This is a genomic window from Streptomyces sp. NPDC097129 (genome assembly GCF_055668065.1).
This window is the reverse complement of sequence record NZ_JBVOQE010000042.1, coordinates 1-2,244: the sequence shown is the minus strand read 5'-3', so window position 1 is coordinate 2,244 and position 2,244 is coordinate 1. Positions and strand designations below refer to the sequence as shown.

Annotated in this window: 2 protein-coding genes and 1 pseudogene; 1 reads left to right on the top strand and 2 read right to left on the bottom strand. The window is 31.1% G+C overall.

The window, feature by feature from the left end:
* Positions 1 to 8: 8 nt before the first annotated feature.
* The gene (locus tag AC0B9F_RS37930) at positions 9 to 743 is read right to left on the bottom strand and encodes a sulfotransferase family 2 domain-containing protein (protein ID WP_404764489.1); all 735 of its coding nucleotides are present in this window, start codon (positions 741 to 743) and stop codon (positions 9 to 11) included.
* A gap of 15 nt (positions 744 to 758) precedes the next feature.
* Positions 759 to 1,397, bottom strand: a complete 639-nt coding sequence (locus AC0B9F_RS37925; protein ID WP_127742011.1) for a DUF1796 family putative cysteine peptidase — start codon at positions 1,395 to 1,397, stop codon at positions 759 to 761.
* 412 nt (positions 1,398 to 1,809) lie between these two features.
* Between AC0B9F_RS37925 and AC0B9F_RS37920 the strand changes: the two are divergent.
* Positions 1,810 to 2,221: pseudogene (locus AC0B9F_RS37920) on the top strand (IS5/IS1182 family transposase); the annotation flags it as partial.
* Between the last annotated feature and the right edge of the window lie 23 nt (positions 2,222 to 2,244).

Here is a 2,244-nt window from a genome sequence, read left to right as displayed (position 1 = left end):
ATTTATTTTTATAGATTTTTTTGTTTTTCTATTAATTGTTGAAGTGTTCGTTTTTCTTTTATGGAGAGATTGTCCAGTTTATTTAAAAGTAATTTTTTTGCGTAATCATAAACTTCTATATCCATTTCGTTATATTTTTCAATGAGCCTTAAGGTTTCTTCAGGTAATACTTCTTTTGTTAATCTAGATTTAGTCATATTCATTTTTCTATATTGTATATTGTGCCATTTGAAAGTTTTTTTAAACAAATATAGTGACTCATTAAACAATTCTGTTATTCCGACCATATCAAATGACATTATTCTTTCTTTTGCTATATTCACATCTGGATTTATGGGGTATCCACACAGAAGAGTAGTTTGATTATTTTGTGCTTCAGGAGTTGCTTCTACAAATTCTTCCAGAGTCATTTCCTTCATCCATTCGTATCCAGGATAGTCGTTCTCCTTTAAATAATAATAAAGAGACAGAACACGGTCGACAGGATGACGAAGCATTGTAAAATAACGATAGGGCTTATTGAAATGTTCATGTATACCATAAAAATGATGTCCAGAAATGGCATTAATTCTTTTTTTATGCTCCTTATCTAATTCGGATAAAGGAATGATCTTCCGATCAAATAAATCATGATTATGGAATTCTTTTACTGTATATTGACGAGTAAATACTGAATTAAGTGTTGTACCTCCAGTTTTGGGTATATGGAGAAAAATTGTTAGGTTCTGTTTCTTTTGGCTCATACTGTCCCTACTTTTTCAATTAAATTTATCTGAAATTAATGTTATACCTTGAAAAATACGCTCCCATAGTAAATCATTACCCTCCCAAATTTCCTCATTTGGCATTTCGATTGCGCATACATTTTTGATTTTCCAATCTAGTTCTACTATTTCTGTTACTTTAGAATGGTTAACAATAAGAATACAAAAGTTATATTTTACTAATTGGGATAATATATTTTCTAATTCTAAAGTATCTTTTATATTAGCTTCTGTTCGTATAAATAATAAACGTTCTGAATTGGATTGTGTTTCAATAAAATGATTAATACGCTTTTCATACTTTGCTTGTACTTGTGGTAAGCTTGGAAGGTGGTTCAGTGTATTCTCATGAGTTTTAAAATCATGATTAAACGATATGTGATTAACGGTATCAACTACAAGAAGATCTTCATCAGATGCATACTGTGGAACTATTAAATGGTCGGAGATGAGAAAATTTGAAAAGTTTGTTCTTAATAGGTTAGTTACCTTTGGTAGATTTGGAGAACCAACCCAATCTAAAGGACCTGCAAATTCCCGCAAGTTAAACTTTCTTAGTTTTAAAGCGGGTATACAATTTTCTCCGAGACTATATATCGCATTGTATGCACCTTTAATTTCATTTATTTTCATAAAATTTCCCCTTGAATCTATATTTGGAGTCCAACTACAGAGAAGTTGGACTCAAGGAATTTTACATGAAGCTTACTATATTTAATGATTTTCAACGAAAAGTGTACATGATAAGAGTTTACTTTTTTCAATTATGGACAATAAAAATAATTATAAGTTATAACGGTCACATCCTTCCATGAATTGCAATGTAAGAACATACTAAGTTGTTTCACGCCTGTAGCATTTCTAAAAAATTTTGAAGAAATGTACTTGAAGTAAATAAGTTTCCTCAATTAATGGGTAAACAATTACTTGTTAGTATCTTATACGACGAGGATCTACGTTCTAATACTTTAATATGTAAAAAAATAAATAAAGATCAACAAGAAGAAATAAAAAGTACTTGGAGTTAGTGTAGTTTCATGGACACAATCGACGAACTCATTTTAAAGGTATCGACCTTTTCTAAGAAATTTTTGATGATAACGTTCTTCAAGCCACGAATCATAAGATGGCCGGTGGAAATGTTCTTCTCACAGACTCTACCCACTTGGAAGCCAAGCGCCAATAAACATAAATTTACTCGTCAAGAAGTAGAAGTGGAAACTAGAGAATATGTAGATGAACTCAACCGAACAATTGAAAAAGACCGAAAGTCACATGGGAAAAAGCTTTAAAAGATAGAGAGGAGGTAACAGAAAACTAGGCAAATTTGTAAAAGTACCACAGACCCTAATTTTGGCATTATGTCTAGAGATAACAAACAGGAAACTTTCTGTTATCTCGATTATTGCACGACGGCAATGAAATACAATAGTTTTACAGATGCCTTTGTCATGCCTTGAAAATACTTCATTTGAAAGCT